The organism is Phytohabitans sp. LJ34, from assembly GCF_052068095.1.
Lineage (GTDB): Bacteria > Actinomycetota > Actinomycetes > Mycobacteriales > Micromonosporaceae > Phytohabitans.
On record NZ_JBQHDG010000034.1, the window covers coordinates 52,387 to 69,648 of the forward strand.

Here is a 17,262-nt window from a genome sequence, read left to right on the forward strand (position 1 = left end):
CCGCCGCCTTCGCGCGCATCGCTGTGGTGCGGATCACGCGGCGGAAGCGGTGCGGACGAGCGTGCGGATCTGGCGCAGCAGCACCGAAAGCGCCGCCAGGTCGGCCCGCGAGTCGCCGAACTCGCCGAGCGCGTTGCGGGTGCGGGCGATGGACGACGCGTTCGCCTCCTCCCAGGCGCGTACCCGTTGCGGGGCGGGCAGGTCCGTGGGCGTGGAGTTGAGCACCTCGGCGGTGAGCGCGGCGAGCGCGGCGTACAGGTCGTAGCGGAGCGCCATGCGGGCCAGCGTCTCCCAGCGGTCTGCCCGGGGCAGCAGCGAGATCTTCGAGAGCAGCTCGTCAACCCGGAACTGTTCGGACAGGACGAAGTAGACCTCCGCCACCCGCTCCAGCGGATGTCCGGTCTTGTTGGCCACCTCGACGACGTCGAGCAGGCCGAAGCCGTACACCAGGCGGGTGGTCTGCTCGGCCAGCGGCGCGGGCAGGCCGCGGGAGGCGAGCCCGGTCGCGTGGGCGCGCAGCGTTTCCCGCTCCGTGCCCCGGAAGAGCGTTTCCAGCTTGGGCAGGAGGTCGGCGATGCCGGCGCGCAGCCGCTCGATCTCGCCCGGCACGTCCAATGGGGACCGTCGAGATGAGACCAACCACCGCACCGCGCGGTCGAGCAGCCGGCGGGTCTCCAGGTAGATCATCGTCTGTGCGGAGGTGGGCACCTGGTTGTCGAGCCCTTCCACGGCCGCCCAGACGTCGCGCAGGCCGAAGATCTCGCGCACCACCACGTACGCCCGGATGATGTCGGAGGCCGAGGCACCCGACTCCTCGATGGCACGAAACACAAAGGACGTACCGCCGCGGTTGACCACCTCGTTGACGAGCTGGGTGACGACGATCTCGCGGCGCAGCCGGTGCCCACGCATGCGGCCGGCGCAGCGCTCGCGCAGCGGCGTCGGGAAGTACTCCTCCAGCACCTCGGCCGCCCACTCCTCGTCGGCGATCGGGTCGGCGAGCAGCTCCTTTTCCAGCGCGATCTTGACGTAGGCGAGCAGCACCGCGAACTCCGGCGTGGTCAGGCCGCCCTCACGCTCGTCGAGCTCCTCGTCGGCGGGGAGCCCCTCGATCTGGCGGTCGAGCCCGCCGGAACGCTCAAGCTCGCTCAGCATCCGCCGATGTACCGGCAGCAGCGAGTCGGCCTGCGCCCGCGCGTTGCCCAGCGCGCACGCCTGGTCGTAGTTGTCCCGCAGCACCAGATCGGCGACCTCGTCGGTCATCTCGGCGAGCAGCGCGTCGCGTTCCGGCGTGGTCATCTCGCCGTCCGCGATCGCACCGCCGAGCAGGATCTTGATGTTGACCTCGTGGTCGGAGCAGTCGACGCCGGCCGAGTTGTCGATGAAGTCGGTGTAGATGTGACCGCCCTTGAGCGCGAACTCCACCCGCCCCCGCTGGGTCAGGCCGAGGTTTCCGCCCTCGCCGACGACTTTGGCGCGCAGCTGCCCGCCGTTGACCCGGATCGCGTCGTTGGCCTTGTCACCGACCTCCACATTGGATTCGTCGGTCGCCTTGACGTAGGTGCCGATCCCGCCGTTCCACAGTAGATCGACCGGCGCCAGCAGGATCGAACGCATCAGCTCCGGCGGCGAAAGTGCCCGCACACCCTCGTCGATGCCGAGCGCCGCGCGCATCTGTGGCGTGATTTGGATGGACTTGAGGGTACGCGGGAAGACGCCACCGCCCTCGGAGATGAGCTCGCCGTCGTAGTCGGCCCACGACGAGCGCGGCAGGTCGAACAGTCGCTTGCGCTCCACATAGGAGCGTTCCGGATCGGGCGTCGGGTCGATGAAGATGTGCCGGTGGTCGAAGGCGGCCACGAGCTTGATGTGGCGGGAGAGCAGCATGCCGTTGCCGAAAACGTCGCCGGACATGTCGCCGACCCCGACCGTGGTGAAGTCTTGCGTCTGTGAGTCGACGTCCAGATCTCTGAAGTGCCGCTTGACCGACTCCCACGCGCCGCGGGCGGTGATGCCCATCTTCTTGTGGTCGTAGCCGGCCGAGCCGCCCGAGGCGAACGCGTCGCCGAGCCAGAATCCGCGCCGCACCGAGATCTCGTTGGCGATGTCGGAGAACGTGGCGGTGCCCTTGTCGGCGGCCACCACGAGGTAGGTGTCATCCGGGTCGTGGCGCACCACGTCACGCGGCGGGGTCACCTTGCCGCCGACGATGTTGTCGGTGACGTCGAGCAGCGCGCCGATGAAGCGCTTGTAGCACTCCACCGCCTCCTCGCGGTCGCCCACCTTCTTTTTCAGGACGAAGCCGCCCTTGGCGCCCACCGGCACGATCACCGCGTTTTTCACCATCTGCGCCTTGACCAGGCCGAGCACCTCGGTGCGGTAGTCCTCACGCCGGTCGGACCAGCGCAGCCCGCCGCGCGCGACCGGCCCGAAGCGCAGGTGCACGCCCTCGAAGCGGGGCGAGTACACGAAGATCTCGAACTTGGGACGGGGCGCCGGCAGGTCGGGGATCGCCTGCGGGTCGAGCTTGAAGGCGATGTACGACTTCGGCCGCTGGTCGCCGCCCCGCTGGAAGAACGAGGTGCGCAGCGTGGCCTGGATCAGCGTGAGGTACGAGCGGAGGATCCGGTCCTGGTCGAGGCTCTCCACCGCGTCGAGCTGCTTGCGGATCTCCTCGATCAGCTCGGCGCTGCGCTCCGCCCGCTCCTCGTCGGTGAGCGCCGGGCGGGGCGCGAAGCGGGTCTCGAAGAGCCGCACCAGCAGCCCCGCGATCACCGGGTTTTCGATGAACGTGGTCTCCATGTACCGCTGCGTGAAGAACGTGCCCGCCTGGCGCAGGTACTTCGCGTACGCCCGCAGCACCACCACCTGCCGCCAGGTGAGCCCGGCGCGCAGCACCAGCTCGTTGAGCCCGTCGACCTCGGCCTCGCCCCGCCACGCGGCCGCGAACGCGTTTTCCACGTGCGGTCGCACTTCGGCCAGGGCGCGGTGCGCCTCGGGCAGCCGGAGCCCGAAGTCGTACAGGTAGACGGCGGCGTCGGGGCGGCGCAGCTCGTACGGCCGCTCGTCCATCGCCTGCACACCGAGCGAGTGCAGCACCGGCAGGACGGCGGAGAGCACCATCGGCTCGCCGTAGCGGTAGATCTTGAAGCGGACGTCGTCGCTGTCTTCGTCCTTGCGGTAGAGGTGCATCTCCAGCTGGCCCAGCTCGTCGAGCAGCTCCAGCTTGGCGAGGTCCTTCACCGCCTCGAACGGGGCGTGCTCGTCCTTGTAGCCCTCCGGGAAGGCGTCCGCGTACCGGTGGTAGAGGCGCTTGGCCTGCTCGTCGCCGAGCTTGCGCTCCAGCACCAGGCGGAAGTCGTCTTCCCACAGGCGGGTGGCGTCGGCGAGCTGCTCGGCGAGCGCGTTCGGGTCGACCTCGCCCGGCGGGTTGCCCGGCTCGGTGCGCACGATGAAGTGGATCCGGGCCAGCGTCGACTCGGTCACCCGGGTGGTGTAGTCGACGCCGATGCCGTTGAGCTCGCGGAGGAGGATCTCCTGCATCTTGAGCCGGTTTTGCGTGGTGAAGCGGTCGCGGGGCAGGTAGATGAGGCAGGAGATGAACCGCCCGTACCCGTCGCGGCGCAGGAAGAGGCGCAGCTGGCGGCGGCCGGCCATGCGCAGCACGCCGATGACCGCCTGGTACAGGTCGTCGGTCTTGATCTGGAAGAGCTCGTCGCGCGGGTACGTCTCCAGGATCTGGAGCAGGTCTTTGCCGGAGTGGCTGCGCGGCGAGAGGCCGGAGCGGTCGAGCACCTCGGCGACCTTGCGGCGCACCACGGGCAGGTCGCGCACGCTGGTGCGGTAGGCCGCCGTGGAGAAGAGCCCGAGGAAGCGGCGCTCGCCGACCACGTCACCGGCCACGTCGAAGATCTTGATGCCGATGTAGTCGAGGTACGCCGAGCGGTGGACCGTGGCCCGCGAGTTGGCCTTCGTGATGATCAGGAGGCGCTTTTCCAGCACCTTCGCGTACGCCTCCGGCGTCATCGAGGAGATCACCCGGGGCGCGGTCTGATCCTGCCGGAGGATGCCGAGGCCGGTGCCCATGACCGCCTCCAGCAGCTTTTCGTCGCCCTCACCCTCGACCAGCCGGTACTCCCGGTATCCCAGGAACGTGAAGTGGTCGTCGGCCAGCCACCGCAGCAGCTCGACCGAGTCGGTGATGTCCTTTTCGGGTACGGGCGGGCGGTCCGGCGTGTTGCGCGCGGCGGCGAGCTGGTCGGCGATGGCCGTCGCCCGGCGGCGCATCTTCGGCCAGTCTTCGACCGCCTCGCGCACGTCGGTGAGCACCCGCTGGAGCTCGCGCCGCAGCTGCTCGCGGGCCACCGCGTCACGGACCGGGTCGACCTCGACGTGCATCCAGCTCTCGACGATGTCGCCGGCGATCGCGTCGTCGGCCTCCACCTCGGCGGCGACCTCGGCGAGCTTTCCGAGCGGCTCGCGACGCACCACGATCAGCGGGTGTACGAGCAGGTGGACGTCGAGGTGGTGGGCGCTGAGCAACGCGGTCACCGAGTCGACGAGAAACGGCATGTCGTCGGTGACGATCTCGATCACGGTGTGGTCGTCGGCCGCGCCCGGCTCGCTGATCCGCAGCTTGAGCTCGCCCGGCACCCGCTGCTCGGCGAGCTCGCGGTGGCTGCGCGCGGCGGCCAGCATCTCGGCCGCCGTGTAGCCGATCAGCTCCTCGTCGGGCGCGAACCGCCAGAACCGGTCGACCAGCGCCGCCGCGTCATGGTCGTCGCCGGCCAGCGCCACGGCCTGCGCGACGAGGCGCTCGGTGCTGGGGACTGGCTCGTCGATCTCGGCGTCCTCCACCTCGTCGACGCTCGGCAGATCCGGGAGCGTGCCGCCCGCGATGGTGTCGACGCTCGCGCCGGCGCCGATCCGGTCGGCCGATGGCATGTCCGCTCGCCGGACCATGGGTGCACACTCCCCCCTCGCCCACCACGCTGTGGGCCGTCTCTGTTCAGACTAGGCCCTTCCCAAGTACCCGGACCTAGCCGGTATAGGCAGGATGCGGGGCATCGGTGACCCGCACGCTCGTACTACCGTCACGGAATGCGTGTGACTTACGGGGTGGCGGCGATTGTGCTGGCCGCGGGCGTTTTGACCGCCTGCGGGAGTGGAGACGGGCCGGAAAAGAGCGTCGACGCGTTCCTGTCCGGGTGGCGTTCGGGCAATCTCGACGCGGTGGGCTTCGTCGACCCGGGCGGGCAGAAGATCCCGGCCGCCGACGTCGTGACCCAGATCAAGGCGCTTTCCGGCGAGCTTGCCGCCACTCCGCCGGCAGTCACCCGTGCGGGTGAGCCGTCGGTCACCAAAGACATCGCGACCAGCACCGTCAACGTCGACTGGACGCTGCCCGGCGGCGCGCACTGGACCTACCCGACCACCGTCCGCCTCAACAAGGGCGACGACGACAAGTGGCAGGTGATCTGGGAGCCCAAGATCGTTCAGGAGAAGCTCACAGCGGGTGACGAGTTCGCCCTCGAACGGGAGACCGCAGGGCGCGCGTCGATCCTCGACGCCGCCGGCAAGCCGATCGTGGAGGCCCGCCCGGTGGTCGTGGTCGGCATCCAGCCCAACGAGGTCGTCGGGATGAAACAGCTGGTCAAGGACCTGGACGCGGCCTTCAAGTCGGTCGGCGTCGAGGTCGGGCTCGATGACCTGCCGGCCCGCGCGGCCGCCGCCAAGCCGGACCATTTCGTCGACGTGGTCACGCTCCGCAAGGAGGCGTACAACAAGATCACCGTGCGGCTGCACGACCTGCCCGGCACCCGCTTCCGCGAGGAGACGCGCTACCTGGCGCCGACCCGCGAGTTCGCCCGCGCGCTGCTGGGCACCGTCGACCCGGTGCAGAAAGAGGACATCGACACCAATCCGGGCAAGTTCGTCGTGGGCGACATCATCGGGCATGGTGGCCTCCAGGAGCGGTACGACGACCGGCTGCGCGGCGGCACCGGCCAGACCGTGAAGATCGTGCGCAAGAGCGGCGAGGGCGCCGAGAAGACCACCGAGGAGGTGGCGGAGGTGTTCAGCGCCGAGCCCAAGCCCGGCACCCCGTTGAAGACCACGCTCGACCCGAAGATCCAGCAGGCCGCGGACAGCGCACTGCGCGGCTCCGGCAAGCCCGCCGCGCTGGTCGCGATCCGGGTACACGACGGCACGGTGGCCGCGGTCGCCAACACCGGCGACGTCAACCTCGCCTTCACCGGCTCGGTCCCACCCGGCTCGACGTTCAAGATGGTCTCCGCACTCGCCCTGCTCGACAAGGGCGCGGTCACGCTCGACACGAAGGTCGACTGCCCGAAGAACGCCACGGTCGACGGCCGCACGTACAAGAACTCGCACGACATGGCCCTCGGCAGCGTCCCGTTCCGGGTCGACTTCGCCCGCTCGTGCAACACCGCGTTCATCGGCCTCGCCCCCAAACTCGGCGACGACGGGCTGGCCACGACCGGCCGTTCACTGGGGCTGGAGGGCAAGTGGGATCTGGGCGTGGACGCCTTCTCCGGCAAGGTCTCCACGGGCGGCTCGGCCACCGAGCGCGCGTCGGCCTCGTTCGGCCAGGGCACCACGGTGGTCAGCCCGCTCGCGATGGCCGCCGCCACCGCCGGGGTCGCCCGCGGCCAGTGGCAGCAGCCCACGATCCTGACCGACCCCGCGCCCGCCGCGAAGGCCGCGCCCGGCCCCGAGCTCAACGCCGGCTCGGTCGAGGCCGTCCGCACAATGATGCGCGAGGTCGTCACCAGCGGCACCGGTTCGCAGCTCAAGGACGTGCCCGGCGAGCCGGTGTACGGGAAGACCGGCACCGCCGAGTACGACAACAACCCCGCTCACGCGCACACCTGGTGGGTGGGGTGGCAGGGCGACATCGCGTTCGCCGTCTTCGTCGAGAAGGGCGACAGCACGACGACAAGCTCGGTGCCGATCGCGGAGAAGTTCCTCCGCGGCCTGCGCTGACCCCAAGCCTTCCGGGTCCGCCCGCTCCGTGGGTAGACCCGAGCTACCGCGACGTCCGCCGGGGTCGCTCCACAATGCACGGGTCAAATCCGGAACAGAATTTCCCAGGTCCGTGTCAGCTGCGGACCGTATGCTCCCGCGGGCACCGTTCCCGGCCGGCGGCTCGCAGGGCGAGCCGAAACCTTCGGCCTGGTATGGCGCCCTAACTCTCCAAGATCTGGCATCGGACCCCCGTTCACGCCGTCGCGGCGGTTACTCGCGGTGATTATGCCTCTGTCCGGTCCGGCACCCGGCGCCTCAGCAACGGGCATTGTGGACGAACGAACCGTGCACGGCATGACCCGGGGTGAGCGTGACGGGTGAGGCCGTGATCCTTTGCCCGGGGCTCAAGCTTGGGCTCGACGTCCCAGCTTTCGGGATCATCGGCCCGGCATCCGGGAAGCGCCATGATCGTTAGCCCGAAATGGCTGTGAAACGCCGAAGACCACGCCCCTATCGGGCTAACGATCATGCGGAGTAGTAGCCCTCTCCCACTTGTTGGAAGAACGGCTCAGGATGTGGACGGCACCGTGATCGTTAGCCCGAAACCGCACGACAGGCTTGGATCTGCGCGGGTTTCGGATAACGGGCTGGTGAAAGACCTGCCGTCACCCGGCATCCTCGCACCGCCGAGCCAGAGGAAGACAACGTGGGACAAAACGACAACCGCCGAGCAAGCGAGCCACACACTCCCGTAGCCCCGCGTCATCCCGACGGCCATCGACGAACACCGCGGCAGCTCACACCTATTTAGCGGCCGCGGAGAGGCGGCCATCGTCCCCGCGCTAGGCGATCTCGGCCGGCGGGGGTTTCTTGGAGCGGCGCAAGCGCCCCGGCCCCGCCTTAGCCGGCGGGCCGAACGGCTCGAACGCCGGCACGGAAACCCCGCCCTCTGCCTGCCCTTCTCCGTTGTCCCGCGCGCCGGACGGCTCCTCGTCGTCTTCACGCGCGGCCGGGTCGTCGTCGTCGCTCGCGGGCGGTGGCGGGTCGTCCTTCCACGCCGGCTCCGCCGCACCGCCACGACGCAGGGTCGCCGGCCCGGAGTCGTCGGCCCTCCGCAAGCCTCCCGGCCCCAAGTCGTCAACCCTCCGCAGGCCAACCGGCCCGGGATCGTCGACTCTCCGCAGGCCGACCGGCCCTGAGTCGGCGGGCCGGCGCGCGGCCGGTGTACCCCGCCGCGCGGCCAGGTCGGCGGCGACGTCCATCCACGCCGACTCCGCTTTGCGGCGCAGCCCGGAATCCGTCTCGGCCTTTCGCGGGCGGGCACCCGACTCCGGCTCGGCCTTGCCCCGCGGACGGACATCCGACTCCGGCTCTGCCCTGCCCCGCAGGCGGACATCCGACTCCAGGTCGGCCTTGCCCCGCGGACGGACATCCGGCTCCGGCTCCGCCCTGCCCCGCGGACGGACATCCGACTCCGGCTCGGCCTTGCCCCGCAGACGGACATCCGGCTCCGCGGCATCGCGTGTGCCTGGCTCGGGCTCGTCCTTCGTGCGTCGCAGGGATCCAGCCTTCCGGCGCGACTCAGGCTCAGCCTTCGGCCGTCCCGCGGGCTCGGTCTTCGTGCTCTCGGTGGACTCCGCCTTTGCGCGCCCGGTGGACTCCGGCTTTGCGCGACCCGCGGGCGCGGTCTTCGTGCTATCGGTGGACTCCGGTTTTGCGCGCCCCGCGGGCTCCGGTTTGGACTCTCTGCGCGGGGCGGGCTTCGCGTCGGAGGTGGCGGGCGGGCGCACGCTTGTCTCGTCGTCCGGGGCTTTGCGGGCGGCCGGGGGCTTGCGGATCCCCGCCGCCGCGGCGGCAGCGGCGAGCACCTCGGCGGCGGCGCTGTCGACGAGCATCGGCGGAGGAGCCGCACCCTCCACAGTGGAGCCACCGACTCCGGGCGTGGTGCGGAAGCCCGATCCCGCCGCCGCACGGCCGGCCGGTGTCACGGCCGACGCGATGCCGGCATCCGACTCCGAAGGCAGCGGCTTGCGGGCCGGCGGTGCGACCGCCTCCGCCGCGCGTACGTCGGCTTTCGGCACCGTGGCCTGCGGACCCTCGCCTTCCAGCGAGGCCCCCGCGGTCGCCTGCCGGCCCTCGCTTTCCAGTGAGACGGCGCCGGCTGCCGACGGGCCCTCGCTTTCCGACGAATCGGGCGCGCCCGCAGGCGAAACCACCCCACCCGGAGACGAAACCGCCGCGGGCGGAGACGGAACCGCCGCGGGCGGAGACGAAACCGGCTCTGCCGCTGGCGAGGGACCAGCCGCCGGGGGTGGGGACGGGTCGGCCATGCGGACCGGGGCCAGGCCGGCCACCACCGTCTCCACGATCTCGGCGGCGTACGAGCCGTCGGGGTCGTAGTCGGGGTCGAAGACGGTGATCTCCACGCCCAGGCAGCGTGGCGTGTCGACCAGGCCGGAGAGCAGCAGCTCGAGCTCGGCGAAGGCGATGCCACCCGGATCGGGCGCGTCGACCGCGGGCATCACGGCGGGGTCGAGCACATCGACGTCGATGTGCACCCAGTAGCCGGAACAGTCGCTCAGCTGGTCACGCGCCCACTGTGCGGTGCGGGCCGCGCCCTCGACGCGCAGCGCGGGCACCGGGCGGGTGATGATGCCCGCGGCCTGGAGGTCGAGCCGGTACTCGTCCTGCGCGCGAATGCCCAGCACCACCACGTCGACGTCGCGGTAGTACGGCCGGCGGCCCTCGATGCCGGCGAGGTCGGCCTGGCCGCGGCCGGTGGCCAGGGCCAGGTCCTCGCCGGCGGCGGCGCCGACGTACGAGGCGTTGCCGGGGTGGCGGAAGTCGGAGTGACCGTCGACGAACACGAGGCCGATCCGGCCGCCCACCACATCTCCCTGGCGGTGCATGGCCAGGGCGGAGCCGAGCAGGATGGAGCAGTCGCCACCGAGCACGACCGGAAACTCGCCGGCGTCGATGATCGAGCCGATGCGGTCGGCCAGCGCCACCGAGTACGCCGCGATCTGCTCGGCGTGGCACACCCCGTCGCCCGGACGCCAGTCGCCCGGGTCGTACCGCGGCGGGGTCAGGCAGCCCGCGTCGCGGGCGGCGAGGCGGGCCACCAGGTCGTGGTCGCGCAGCGCGCCGGGCGCCTTCGCACAGCCCGGCACCGACGTCTCGGTCGGCGGGCGCAGGCCGAGGTTCGACGGTGCGTCGAGGATGGCGATGCGGCGCATGGGCGGCCGCTAGAAGAGCGCGCTCGCGAGGGCCCGCCGTGCGCTGGCGACCGCCGGATCGTCGGGTCCGGCGATGGTGAACAGCGACAGCAGGTGCTTGCGGATCTCCTCGCGCTCGTCTCCGGAGGTGCGGCGGACAAGGTCGACAAGCCGCTTGTACGCCTGGTCGGCGAGGCCGCTGAGCACCTCGACGTCGGCGGCGAGCAGCTGGACGGCCACGTCGTCGGGCTTGGCCTCGGCGTCGGTGAGCGCGGCCCGCGGGTCGACGCCGACCACGCGGCGGGCGAGGGCGACGTGCGCGAGCCCGGCCTCGGCGGCCGCGTCGGCGGGCGAGTCGGCGAGGAGCTTCTTGTATGCCTGCTCGGCCGTGTCGAGGTCGCCGGTCATCAGCGCGTCGTCGGCCTCGATCAGGCGCGGGTCTTCAGGCGCGGCCGGCGCCTGCACGCCGCCCGCCTTGAGCACCGCGTCGATCCACTGGCGCAGCTGCGGCTCGGGCACCACGCCGGTGAACGCGTCGACCGGCTGGCCGCCCACCACGGCGTAGACCATCGGGATGCCCTGGACCCGGAACATCTGCGCGAGCCGCGGGTTGCTGTCGACGTCGACCTTGGCCAGCACCCACGCGCCGTCACCCTCGACGGCGAGCTTTTCCAGGATCGGCGAGAGCTGCTTGCACGGCTGGCACCACTCGGCCCAGAAGTCGATGACGACAGGCGTGGTGAGCGACCGCTCCAGCACTTCGCTCTGGAACGTGGCCTCGGTGACGTCGATCACAGTGACACCGCCACCGCCGCTCGGCGGACCGCCCGGACTCGGCGCGCCCTCGGCGCGGGTGGGGGTGGGTGCGGGGGCACGCAGCGCGCTGAGATCGACCGCGCCGCGGGTGAAGATCGACGGAGTGGTCCGTGGGTCGCTCATGGTTCCCTAGTCTCGCACGCGCGCCGCGCGCGCGAACCCACCCAGCGCTGCGACAAGGTCACCCCAACGGGGGCCGGGAGGTGGAGCGGCGATGCGCCGCCGACACACCCACCGCCGCGGCGGCGAAGGCCACGGCGGCGAGCAGGGCGGGCAGGGCCACGGCCACGGGCGAAGGCCAGCGCGGCAGCTCCAGCACGATCGCGTCGTCGACGAACACGGGCAGGTATCCGCCGGCGAGCCACCACGCGACCACGGCCGCGACCGCGCCGGTCACGAGGGCGGCGCCGACCACCGGCAGGTAGCTCCACAGCGCGGCCCGGCCCACCGCCCGGCCGGACAGGCCCTGGAGCCGCAGCGCGCGCATGTCTTCGGTGGTCCGCCGCCGGTCCACCGCCGCCATGAGCGCGAGGCCGCCGAGCCCGAGGAGCACGGCGAAGGCGGCCGCCAGCAGGTGGTACCAGATAGCCAGCGCCGGCGCCCGCTTGTCGAGCAACGCCCGCGCCTCGGCCACCGTGTCGTCGCCGGCGATCACCAGGCCTTGATCGGCGAGGCGGTCGACGGTGTCCGCCGGCGCGTCCGGGCGGAGCCACACCTGCGGCTCGACGAGCTGGGCGACGCCGACCGTCTGCCGTTCGAGGTATTCGAGGTCGGCCACCACCCCGGCGCCACCGAGCCGGGGCAGCGTGGTGACCTCGCCGACGACCTGCGGGACGGTCCGGTCGGCGTCGAGGCCGGGCAGCGACGCCGAGTTCGGGAGGGGACCGGCCGTCACGACGGGCAGCGGGCTGGGTACGTCCGGCGCCAGCGCCCAGGTCTCCTGCCGCGCGCCCGTGGCGGCGACGTTGAGCGTGAGCCCGCCCGGCCCCGGCGTGACGTCGCCCCGCACGGTGCCCTTCCACCCGCCGCCGGCCAGCTCCGCCGTGGAGACGAGGTCGTGTACTTCGCGGATGACCACGCTGGTGGTTTCCGACCCGCTCCGCGCGTAGATCCCGTCGAAGCCGATCAGGCGGCAGCCGGCGGCGCAGGCGCCCACCTCCGCGGTGTACGTGCGCACGCCCCGCTCGAGCACCCCGAACGTCATCCGGACCGCCGCGCTCCCGTCGAGCGGCCGCAGGGACACCGCGAGCCGCAGCTGCCCCTCGGGCTGGCCGGGGTTGTCGAGCGTGACGGTGACGCGGGTGCCGCGCATCACGTACGGCTCCGGTGTCTCCGGACGCAGCAGCCGGGCCGCCTCGCCCGGTGCCATCCCGAACTCCGGCCGCCACACCGCGACCTGTCCCAGGCGCGGGCTGTCGACGGCCAGCATCCGCACGCCTCGCTGGGTGACCGGGGGAACCACGGCGGCGGCCATCGCGTACCGCCCGTCGGGGTCGACGGCGTGCACCGCGGCCAGCAGCTTGCCCGCGTCGACCGGCAGGAGCGTGACGACGCGGTCGGCGCCGGTCTCGACGCTGGCCCGCTCGGCGCGCGACCGGGCGGCCACGTCGACCGCCATCGCGGCGAAGCCGAGCAGCGACACCGCGACCGCCAGCAGCACGAAGAGGCGGTGGCTGCCGGGGCGCCGGGCCACGTGCAGCGCGCCGAGGGCGGCGCCGAGGCGGCCGCGGCGCAGCGCGCGGGCACCGAGCCGGCCGGCCAGCGGCATGAGCAGGCGGGCGGCCACGAGTGCGATGGCGACCGCGACGAGCGACGGTACGAGCAGCGACAACCCCACGAGCTCGCCCTCGAAGCCGCGCAGCTGGAAGACCGCCACGGCCGCGAGCACCACCACGACCGCCTCGACCGCCGTGGAACGCCACGTGCCGCTGCGGGCGGGCACCCGGCGGAGCAGGTCGGCGACCGGGGCGGCGAGCTGCTGCCGCTGGGCGAGCAGGGCGGCCAGCAGGGCACCGCCGGCGGCCAGTGCGGCGTACGGCAGCGCGTCCGCGGAGACGGTCGGCTCGCCGCCGCCGAACCGGGCCCGCGCGACAAGCCACACGGCGAGCGTGCCGGCCAGGTATCCGAGTGGGGCGCCGGCCAGGATCGCGAGCGTGCTCTCGCCCGCGCTCAGCCACCAGCGCACCGGCCGGCGGGCGCCGCGGAGGGCGACAAGCCCCAGCTCGTGGCGGCGGCCCGCGGTGCCGTACGCCACCGCGAGGAAGATGACGAACCAGCAGAGCCCGACCAGCGGCACCGCCGCCACCGGCACCACCCGCCGCGCCAGGACCTGGGCCTTGTCGATGCGGTCGAGCAGTGCGTCGAGCTCGGTGGCGAGGTTGGCGAAGGAGCCGGACGGGCCGACACCGCCGACCAGCTCGTCGCGCATGTCGGCGAGGTCGGCGCGGACCCGGTCGAGGTGGTCGGGGTCGAGCGCGCCCGGCCCCGGCACGCCCTCGATCGCGCGCAGGTCCTGCGGATGGTCGGCGCTGTCGGCGGTCTGCTTGTTGACGAAGAGCGGCTCGAGCTCGCTGTCGGCGCTGCCCGCGGCGAAGTATCCGGTCCGTCCCCAGTAGACATCCGCGACGTCGATCGGCTGGTAGACGCCGACGACGGTCAGCCGGGTCGGCGCGCCGGCCGGCAGGTAGCGGCGGGCCTGCTCGCTGTAGGTGGCCGCCTCGACCGTGACCGTGGCGCCGGGCGCGATCTTCAATCGCCGCGCGGTGCTGTCGCCGATCACCGTCTCGCCGGCCGCCATGACGCACCGCCCGGCGACCATGCGCAGATGGGAGCAGACGTCGGATCGGAAGACGAACCACGAGATGGCCGGGTCCGGCTCGACGCCGAGCACCACGAACGTCGTGGAGTAGATCGGCTCGAACCCGTCGACGTCGAGCGCCCGCGGCGCCACCGAGTCGAAGCCCGCCGCGGTGATCTGCTCCCCCTCCCCCACGAACGCGGAGAGGCTGACGGTCTGCTCCATCCGGTCGGACTCGCCCACCTCGGTGCGCACCACCGCGTCGTCGACGGCGCGCAGGTAGGTGGGTCCGGCCACGGCCGCGCCGGTGGCGAAGAGGCTGAGCAGCAACACGGCGACGGCCTGCGCCTTCCGCGCGGCGAGCATGGCGAACACGAGCGCGATCACGGACGGCCACCCCCGCTCGCCCGCACCAGCTGGGCGGCGGCCAAAGCCCCGGTCACGCCCAGCACGGCGAGCCCGCCGAGTCCGGCCACGAGCAGCGCGAGCGGCTGCGGGCCGGTGGAGAGCGGGAGCACCTTCCAGTCGTCGACGAACACCGGCATCGCCGCCTCCACGAGCCCGCCGCCCAGCGCGGCCGCCGCGATCCCGATCGCCACGCCGGCGACGACCAGTGCGGCGTACCCGCCGTAGCCGATCAGCCGCACCGCCCGCAGCGACAGCCCTTGCGCGCGCAGCGCGGAGAGCTCGGCCGAGCGGTCGGGGCGCTCCACCGCGGCCGCGACGGCCAGCGCCAGGGCGGCGAGCAGCACGCCGAGCACGCCGGCGATGACCTGGAAGCGGAGGGCGAGCGGCGGGCCCTGCTCCGCGTACCGGCCGAGGGCCGAGCCGATCGAGTCGTCGGCCAGCACGACGAGCCCCTGCTCGCGCAGGCGGTCGGCGATGCCGTCGGGCGCACCCGGCGCCAGCCACACCTGCGCCTCGTCGCCGAGTCCGGCGTCGACGGCCAGGCGGTTGGCGTACTCCAGGTCGACGAGGAAGCCCCGCCCGGTCACCCGCGGCAGCGCGGTCACCGCGCCGGAGAAGCGCACCGGCACCTCGTCGCCGCCGAAGATGGACAGACGCGGGTCGCCGGGGGTGCCGCTCGCGCTGGCGAAGCGGGTGTGCGCCACCGGCAGCGGCACCGGCGAGTCGACGAGGTAGACCACGCCGGAGCGGTTGACGCCGGTCGGCATGTCCTGCGGCGGCGTCGTCAGCTCCAGGACGCCGCCCGCCGCCGCGACCGTCGGGCCACGCGTGTCGACCCGCGCCGAGCCGCGCCACCGGCCCGCCTCGACCGCCTCGCCCACCTGCCCGGCGCCGCCGCTCAGGGCGTGGATCCGCACCGTGCGGTCCGGGGGTGTCTCGCCACCCGAGTCGGGACCGGCCAGCTCGACCGCGGCCAGCCGGCATCGACCGCCACAACCCGAGAGATCCATCTGGTACGAGCGCCGGCCGGCCGTCAACGGTCCAGAGTCGACAGTGAGCGGGAGGCCGCCGGCGGTGACGAAGTGCACGACCGCGCGCACCGGGATGCCGGGGGTAGGCTCGCCGCCCTCGCCCTGCCCGCTGGGCGCCTCGGGCGGCTCGACCAGCTCGGCGTCGAGTGCCAGCGGCCCGTCACCGACGAGCACGGGCGCCGGCGCCTCCGGCCGCAGCCGCTGGAGCAGCTCGGGCAGCCCCGGCCCGTACCCCTCCTGCCAGCGGGCGACCCGCGCGAACCGCTCGGTGTCGACGGCGAGCACCACCTGACCGGCCTCGCCCGTGCCGTTGCGCACGACGGCGGCGGCCTGCGAGCCCGCGGGGTCGGCGGCCCGGACGGCGGCCAGCAGGTGGTCGCGGCTGCGTGCCTGGACGGTGAGGACGCGGTCGGCGCCGAGGTCGTGCGCGGCGCGCTCGTCGCGCGCGGTGGCCGCGGCCAACCATCCGCTCGCCGCCGCGCCGAGCAGCGCGACCGAGACCGCGAGCAGCGCGAAGACCCGGTGGGTGCCGGGCCGCCGGGCCAGGTGGGTGGCGGCCATCGCGAGCGGCAGCCGCCCGGCGCGTAGCGCGCGGTGGCCGGCCCGCACGGCGAGCGGCCCGATCGCGCGGGCCGCGACCAGCGCCACGGCGAGGGCGACGAGTGCGGGTGCCACCAGCACGAGGCCGGTGGACTCGCCGGGATCGCGGTCGGTGACGTAGGCCTGGTAGACCCCGGCGACGGCGACGACCACCACGACGAGGTCGATGACGTCGGCGCGCCACCCCCGGCGCCGTGCGGGCACGTGGCGGAGCAGGTCGATGACGCCGGCGCCCATCCCGCCCCGGTCGGCGGCGACCGCGGCGACCAGCGCGCCGAGCACCGCCGCGCCACCGGCGGCCAGAGACAGGGAGGCGGCGACGCCGGCCCGGTCGGCGTCGACCTCGCCGAGGAGGCGGGCGAGGCCCACGCCGGCGCCGGCACCCACGACCGCGCCGGCGAGCATCGGCAGCACGCTCTGCTGGAAGACCAGCGCCCACACCCGCCACCGCGCGCCGCCGCGGAGCTTGAGCCAGCCGATGTCGGGGCGGCGCTGCTCGGCGCTGTGCCGGACCGCGAAGAAGAGCGCGAACCAGCACAGCAGCAGCAGCTGGATCGCGGCGATGCTCACGCCGAGGTTGACCAGCCACTGCTCCCGCTCGACGCGGCTGACCAGCGCGGGCGCCCGGCTCTCCACCCGCCACTGTGCGCCCGAGGTGTCCTGCTGGCGGTCGATCTCGGCGGCCAGGTCGTAGCCGTCGATGCCGAGGTATGCCTCGACCGGCACGACCACGTGGTACTCGGCGAAGAGCTCCGCCGCGCCGACCGCGGCCACCGTCTCCGCGGTCGTGAAGACCGGGTCGCCGGCACCCGCGCTCGTGTCGGTGCCGCTCGCCCGGCCCAGCGCGCTGGCCGCCCAGTACGGACCGAGCGGGTCGCGCAGCTGGTAGGTGCCGGTGACGCGCAGCTCGACCGGGCTCCTGCCGGCGATGGAGAGGGCGGCCCGGTCGCCGGTGGCGAGCCCGAAGCGGGTGGCCGTGCGGTCGCTGACCAGCACGTCACCCTCGGCGGCCGGGCAGCTGCCGGCGATCGTGAGGTGCGCGCACATCTCGTCGCGGTAGGCGGCGGTGGCCGCCTGCTTGACACCCTCGTGCGCCAGCTGGGCGGAGACCCGCACCGACGCCGTGCCGCTGGCACCCGGGATGTCGACGACGCGGCTCATCTCCGCCCGCACCTTGGCGACCACGTCCGGGCTGCCCTCGACCCGCGCGCCGGCCAGCACGACCCGCTGGATGGCGGGGGCGCCGGTGACGTCGGCGACCGCGACCGAGCGGGCGGCGGAAACCACGTACCACGGGGCGGCGGTCGCGGCGGCGACGGCGAGCGCGGTGAGCAGGAACAGCGTGGCGGCCTGCGCCCGGCGCGCCCGGATCGCGCCCAGCACCACCGCAAGCATGCGGAGACCTTAA

5 protein-coding genes and 1 pseudogene are annotated in these 17,262 nt (G+C 73.1%); 1 reads left to right on the forward strand and 5 read right to left on the reverse strand.

Annotated elements, in window-relative coordinates; all coding sequences use genetic code 11:
- Positions 1-33: 33 nt before the first annotated feature.
- On the reverse strand, positions 34-4,944 hold the full coding sequence (locus ACTMTJ_RS41560) for an NAD-glutamate dehydrogenase (RefSeq protein WP_441224269.1): 4,911 nt from the start codon (positions 4,942-4,944) through the stop codon (positions 34-36).
- A gap of 156 nt (positions 4,945-5,100) precedes the next feature.
- Here ACTMTJ_RS41560 and ACTMTJ_RS41565 point away from each other — a divergent pair, with 156 nt between their 5' ends.
- The gene (locus tag ACTMTJ_RS41565; RefSeq protein WP_441224270.1) at positions 5,101-7,005 is read left to right on the forward strand and encodes a penicillin-binding transpeptidase domain-containing protein; all 1,905 of its coding nucleotides are present in this window, start codon (positions 5,101-5,103) and stop codon (positions 7,003-7,005) included.
- Between the two features lie 2,314 nt (positions 7,006-9,319).
- Here the strand turns inward: ACTMTJ_RS41565 and ACTMTJ_RS41570 are convergent.
- The 4 genes and pseudogenes from ACTMTJ_RS41570 to ACTMTJ_RS41585 form a co-directional block, all read right to left on the reverse strand.
- Positions 9,320-10,223, reverse strand: a pseudogene (locus ACTMTJ_RS41570) (arginase family protein); the annotation flags it as partial.
- 9 nt (positions 10,224-10,232) lie between these two features.
- Entirely contained in the window at positions 10,233-11,141 is a 909-nt protein-coding gene (locus tag ACTMTJ_RS41575; protein WP_441224271.1) for a tetratricopeptide repeat protein, read from the reverse strand.
- A 58-nt stretch (positions 11,142-11,199) separates the two neighbouring features.
- Complete coding sequence (locus tag ACTMTJ_RS41580) at positions 11,200-14,202, reverse strand: hypothetical protein (protein WP_441224272.1); 3,003 nt, start codon at positions 14,200-14,202, stop codon at positions 11,200-11,202.
- Positions 14,199-17,249 (reverse strand): FtsX-like permease family protein, encoded by a 3,051-nt coding sequence (locus tag ACTMTJ_RS41585; protein WP_441224273.1) that lies wholly within the window; start codon positions 17,247-17,249, stop codon positions 14,199-14,201. Before ACTMTJ_RS41585 ends, ACTMTJ_RS41580 begins: the two co-directional genes overlap by 4 nt.
- Between the last annotated feature and the right edge of the window lie 13 nt (positions 17,250-17,262).

Coding starts and splice junctions, on each gene's coding strand:
- ACTMTJ_RS41565 (WP_441224270.1), top strand. CDS start 5,101: ATGCGTGTGACTTACGGGGTGGCGGCGATTGTGCTGGCCGCGGGCGTT.
- ACTMTJ_RS41560 (WP_441224269.1), bottom strand. CDS start 4,944: ATGCCATCGGCCGACCGGATCGGCGCCGGCGCGAGCGTCGACACCATC.
- ACTMTJ_RS41575 (WP_441224271.1), bottom strand. CDS start 11,141: ATGAGCGACCCACGGACCACTCCGTCGATCTTCACCCGCGGCGCGGTC.
- ACTMTJ_RS41585 (WP_441224273.1), bottom strand. CDS start 17,249: ATGCTTGCGGTGGTGCTGGGCGCGATCCGGGCGCGCCGGGCGCAGGCC.